This window comes from Nocardia sp. NPDC060220 (assembly GCF_042727815.1).
Classification (GTDB): domain Bacteria; phylum Actinomycetota; class Actinomycetes; order Mycobacteriales; family Mycobacteriaceae; genus Nocardia.
Genome location: NZ_JBHWZY010000536.1, coordinates 1 through 4,859 on the forward strand (window position 1 = coordinate 1; position 4,859 = coordinate 4,859).

The 4,859-nt window shown below is 71.1% G+C and carries 1 protein-coding gene; it reads left to right on the plus strand.

What is annotated here, in order from left to right; all coding sequences use genetic code 11:
- Positions 1–4,859 (plus strand): amino acid adenylation domain-containing protein (locus tag ACFWF3_RS24445; protein ID WP_379315472.1); only part of this gene is annotated, 4,859 nt, incomplete at both ends.

The window sequence follows — 4,859 nt, forward strand, 5'->3', positions numbered from 1 at the left end:
GTGCTCGGCCGCACCGACATCGGCGCCGACGACGACTTCTTCGCACTCGGTGGCAACTCACTGATCGCCACCCGCCTGGTCGCCCGCCTCGGCGCCGCCACCGGTGGCCGCATCGCCGTGCGCACCCTCTTCGAAACCCCGACCGTCGCCGGGCTCGCGGCGGTGCTCGACCCCGACGCGGCGGCGCAGCCGACCAGTGGCCTCGGCACCCTGCCCCGCCCCGACGAGCTGCCACTGTCGCCCGCCCAGCGCCGGATGTGGTTCCTCAACCGCTTCGACCAGGGCGTCGACGACGGAGCCGCCGCCTACAACCTGCCCTTCGCGCTACGGCTGACCGGCGCCCTCGACGTCGCGGCGCTCACCACCGCGCTGCGCGATGTACTGGCCCGCCACGAGGTCCTGCGCACGGTCTACCCCGACACCGCCGACGGCCCGATTCAGCAGGTTCTCCCCGTCGACCAGGTCCACCTCGACTTCACTGTGCACCGGATCAGCGCCGGGCAGCCGACGGCCGGTGAGGCCGGATCCCATGATGCCGCGACCTCGCTGATCGCCGCGGTGACCGCGCTCGCGTCGACCGCGTTCGACGTGACCGTCGAGGTTCCGTTGCGGGTCCGGCTGTTCGATGTCACGGACAGCGGACCCGACGCGCCCACGGAGTACGTGCTCGCCGTGGTGGTGCACCACATCGCCGCCGACGCCTCCTCGATGGCGCCGCTGGTGCGCGATGTGACCACCGCCTACCTCGCGCGGACCGCCGGACATGCCCCGGAGTGGGCCGCGCTGCCGGTGCAGTACGCCGATTACGCGCTGTGGCAGCTGGACCGGCTGGGTGCCGAGGACGAGACGGATTCGGCGGCTGCCCGACAGCTCTCGTTCTGGCGCTCCGAACTCGCCGACCTGCCGGATCTGCTCGAACTGCCCGCCGACTACCCGCGTCCCGCCGTCGCCTCCCTCGCGGGTGGACGGGTGCCGGTGCGCATCGACGCCGAGACGCACGCCGCGCTCGCGGCGCTCGCGCGCGACCGCGGCGCCACGGTGTTCATGGTGTTGCACACCGCTTTCGCCGTCCTGCTGGCCCGGCTGTCCGGTGCCGCGGACGTGGCGGTGGGCACTCCCGTCGCCGGACGCGGAGAGCGCGAACTCGACGATCTGATCGGCATGTTCGTCAACACGGTCGTTCTGCGCACCCGCTATGACGGTGGCGCCACGTTCGCCGAGCTGCTCGCCGCCCAGCGCACGAGCGACCTGGCCGCCTTCGCCGCGGCCGATGTTCCGTTCGAGCGACTGGTCGAGGTGCTCGATCCGCCGCGCTCCACGGCACGTCACCCGCTGTTCCAGGTCGGTCTGTCCTTCCAGAACATCGATCGTGCCGCACTGGAACTGCCCGGCCTGCGGATCGCGCCGGTATCGGCGGAACTCGCTGTGTCGCAATTCGATCTGCATCTGATCGTCGGTGACGGCTACGACGCGGACGGGGCGCCCACCGGTATCGAGGGCTTCTTCACCTACGCCACCGATCTCTTCGACGCCGCGACGGTGGCGGCCTTCGCCGACCGGCTGACGTTGCTGCTCGACGCGGTGGTGCGCGAGCCCGCCGTGGTGGTCGGTGATGTCGACCTGCGGACCGCCGAGGAACGCGCGACCGAAATCGTCAGTGGTGCCGCTGATCTCGCTGTGCCCGGTGGCACGCTCGCCGACCTGCCGTCGGTCGCCAGGCCCGAAGCTGTCGCACTCGTGGCCGACCTGCCCGAGGGTCGCCTCGAACTCACCTACGCCGAGTTCGAATCACGGGTGAACAGGCTCGCGCGGCATCTGATCTCGATCGGCGTCGGCCCGGAGTCGCTGGTCGCGCTCGCCCTGCCACGGTCGATCGATCTCGTCGTCGCCATGTACGCGGTGACCAGGTCGGGCGGCGCCTACGTGCCGATCGACCCCGATCAGCCCGCCGATCGCACCGACTACATCCTGCACACCGCCGCCCCGATCTGCGTGCTCACCAACGGTTTCCGTACCGATGCCGCGCCGGTGGTGCGCGTCGACCACCCGGTGATCGCCTCCGCTGATCCCAGCCCGATCACCGACGCCGACCGCCGCGCGCCGCTGCGCCCCGACAACACCGCCTACGTCATCTTCACCTCCGGCTCCACCGGTCGCCCCAAAGGCGTGGCGGTGCCGCACGCTGCGGTGATCAACCAGTTGCAGTGGCTACGCGGTGAATTCGGCACGGATGCCGCCGATGTGTTCCTGCTGAAGACCCCCGCCACGTTCGACCTGTCCGTCTGGGAATTCTGGTCCGCCGCCGTCTGCGGTGGCCGCCTGGTGATCGCCGCCCCCGACGGGCACCGCGACCCCGCCTACCTGGACGCCCTGATCACCGACGCGGGCGTCACCATCCTGACAGCGGTGCCGTCGCTGCTCGACGCGCTGTCCGGGTACTGGGAGTCGTCCGCGCACGACGAGAACGGCGGGCCGAGCCGGGTCGTGCCGTTGACCCGCATCCTCGCGATCGGCGAATCCCTGCCCGCCGCGCTGGCCCAGCGTCTGCTGAAGACGTTGCCCGGCACCAGGATCGACAACCTGTACGGACCTACCGAGGCCGCTGTGTCGATCACCGATCACCGTGTCGGCACCGCCGACGTGCTGACCGTGCCGATCGGCGCGCCCGCATGGAACAGTCGCGTCTACGTTCTCGACGAGCGGTTGCGGCCCGTGGCCCCCGGCGTCAGAGGCGAGCTGTATCTCGGCGGCGTCCAGCTGGCTCGCGGTTACCTGCGCAAAGCGGCCCAGACCGCTGATCGTTTCGTCGCCGATCCCTTCGAGCCCGGCGCTCGCATGTACCGCACCGGTGACCTGGTCGCGCGCACACCGCTGACCGAGGTACCGGACAGCCTGCCCCCAGCCGGTCGCGCCACAGCGGGCGGCGAGCTGATCTACCTGGGCCGCAGCGACTTCCAGGTGAAGATCCGCGGGTTCCGGGTGGAGCCCGGTGAGGTGGAAGCCGTGCTGCTCGGGCTGCCCGCGGTGACCCAGGCCGCGGTGCTCGCCCGGACCGACGCCCATTTCGGTGATCGACTGGTCGCCTATGTGGTCGGCGCTGATCTCGATGTCGCACAGCTGAAGTCCGCGCTGGGGGACAAGCTGCCGACCTATCTGGTGCCCGACGCCTTCGTTGTTCTCGGGGAACTGCCCTACACCGTCAACGGCAAGCTGGATCGAAAGGCGTTGCCCGCGCCGGTCTTCGAGGCCGCCACCTTCCGCGCCCCGGCGACACCTACCGAACAGGTGGTCGCGGAGGTGTACGGCGAGATCCTCGGTGTCGCCTCCGTCGGCGCCGACGACGACTTCTTCGCCCTCGGCGGCAACTCGCTGCTCGCCACCAGGGCGGCGGCCCGGATCGGGACGGCGCTCGATCGCGCGGTCGGCGTCCGATTGCTGTTCGAAGCGCCGACGGTGGCCGATCTCGCCCTGCGCGTGCACCGATCGGACGAGGCCACCGCACCACGGCTGCTCGCCGGACCGCGCCCGCAGCGGGTGCCGTTGTCACTGGCACAGCAGCGGATGTGGCTGCTCAACCGGCTCGACCCCGACGCGACCGTCTACAACATCCCGGCCGCGATCCGCCTCACCGGCGCCCTCGACCTGACAGCCCTCGGGCTCGGTGTCGCCGACCTGTTCGCCCGGCACGAGGTGCTGCGCACCCGCTACCCGGCACGCGGGGATGCGGTGGTCCAGGATGTGCTCGCGCCCGACGCGGTGCGCGTCGACCTGACCCCGGTCGAGGTCGCTCCCGACCACCTCACCGACGAGGTGCGCCGGATCGTCGCCACCGGGTTCGACGTCACCGTCGAGCCGCCGGTCCGCGTGCGGCTGCTGCGCCTCGGCGCCGACGATCACGTCCTGGTGTTCGTCGCCCACCACATCAGCGCCGACGGATTCTCCATGGGGCCGCTCACCCGCGACCTCGTCCTCGCCTACACCGCGCGCACGGCAGGCTCGCCGCCCGCGTGGTCGCCGCTGCCGCTGCAATACGCCGATTACGCGGTGTGGCAACGCGACTCACTCGGCGACGAAGCCGACCCCGCCTCCACGGCCGCCGCCCAGCTGGCCTACTGGCACGACGAACTCGCCGGCCTGCCCGAGGAGATCGCACTCCCCGCCGACCGTCCGCGCCCTGCGGTGCAGTCCTTCGCGGGCGCCACCAGCACCTTCGAGATCGACCCCGCACTGCACGCCGAGCTCGCCGGCCTGGCCCGCGCGCAGGGCGTCACGGTGTTCATGGTCGTCCAGGCCGCGCTCGCGGTGCTGCTCGCCCGGCTCAGCGGCACCGACGACGTCGCCATCGGGACTCCGATCGCCGGCCGTGGCGCCCGTGAGCTCGACGATCTGGTCGGCATGTTCGTCAACACCCTGGTGCTGCGCAGCCGGATCACCGAGAGCGATCCGTTCACCGCGCTGCTCACCCAGACCCGCGACACCGATCTGCGCGCCTTCGCCCACGCCGACGTCCCGTTCGAGCGGGTGGTCGATGCGCTCCAACCCGCGCGTTCGGCGGGCAGACACCCGCTGTTCCAGGTGGCGCTGTCGTTCGAGAACCTCGCCCCGGTCGCCTTCGAACTGCCGGGAATCACGGTGGGCGCGCTCGACGCCCGCACTGCCGAGGCCAAGTTCGACCTGTTGCTCACCATGCGTGAGCAGCAGGACAACGGCGGCATGCACGCCGAATTCGCCTACGCGACAGACCTGTTCGATGCCGAGACGGTGCGGAGTTTCGGTGCGCGCTTCGTCCGGCTGCTCGCCGCCGTAGCCGCCGACCCCGATCTCGCCGTGGGCGATATCGACCTGCTCGACCCCGCCGC